This window comes from Gordonibacter pamelaeae 7-10-1-b (assembly GCF_000210055.1).
Taxonomy (GTDB): domain Bacteria; phylum Actinomycetota; class Coriobacteriia; order Coriobacteriales; family Eggerthellaceae; genus Gordonibacter; species Gordonibacter pamelaeae.
Map to the genome: position 1 here is coordinate 2,996,686 of NC_021021.1, position 946 is coordinate 2,997,631.

Genomic DNA, 946 nt, shown 5'->3' on the forward strand with positions numbered 1-946 from the left:
CACGCAGCTCGCGGCCGCAAGCTGGTCGGCCTGCCGCGCGTCCACGTGGCACTCCCACACCTTCCCCGCCATGGTGGCCACCACCTCGGTCGGCGCGCCGCGCATGACGAACGCGCCCGCGCGCATGACCAGTATCTCGTCGGCGATGTACTCCACGTCCGACACGATGTGCGTGGACAGGATGACTATCTTGTCCTGCGCGAAGCTGGCGATGAGGTTGCGGAACCGCACGCGCTCCTTCGGATCGAGGCCGGCCGTGGGCTCGTCGAGCACGAGGACGGCCGGGTCGTTCAGCACCGCCTGCGCGATGCCGAGGCGCTGCTTCATGCCGCCGGAGAACGTGCGGATCTTGCGGCCCGCCACGTCGGCGAGCCCCACCGTCTCCAGCAGCTCGAGCGAGCGGCACCGCGCCGCGCGGCGGTTGATGCCCTTGAGCGCGGCCAGGTAGCACATGAAGTCGAGCGCCGTGAAGTCGGGGTAGTAGCCGAAGTCCTGCGGCAGGTAGCCTAACCGCGCGCGGTACCCGTCGCCGAGCGCGCGCACGTCCCGGCCGTCGAAGCGGATCTCGCCGGAAGTGGGGCGCAGCACGTCGCACACCATGCGCATGAGGGTGGTCTTGCCCGCGCCGTTCGCGCCCAGAAGGCCGTACACGCCGGGCTCGAGGGTCGCCGACACGCGGTCGACCGCGATCTTCGACCCGAACTGCTTGCTCAGCCGGTCAATGGTCAGCTCCATGAGAGTTTGCTCCTTCATCATCGTTGGTTCGCGGCGGCCGCGAGCATGTCCAAGCCGCCCGCTATGCCCCCAAGCCAGGCGCGCGCCTCGCGGAAGGCCCACACAAGCGAGCCCGCCGCAACAAGCGCCCAGGCCCAGGCCGACCCCTGGGCGTAGGCGGGCGGCACGAGCGTGAACAGCGCGTAGGCGCCGGCCGCCACGAGCAGCGTCC

The 946-nt window shown here is 70.5% G+C and carries 1 protein-coding gene and 1 pseudogene; both read right to left on the minus strand.

What is annotated here, in order from left to right; genetic code table 11:
- Nucleotides 1-735, minus strand: a 735-nt coding sequence (locus tag GPA_RS13830; protein WP_041239685.1) for an ABC transporter ATP-binding protein, incomplete at its 3' end; no start/stop codon positions are given.
- A gap of 17 nt (nucleotides 736-752) precedes the next feature.
- A pseudogene (locus tag GPA_RS19500) lies at nucleotides 753-946 on the minus strand (hypothetical protein); the annotation flags it as partial.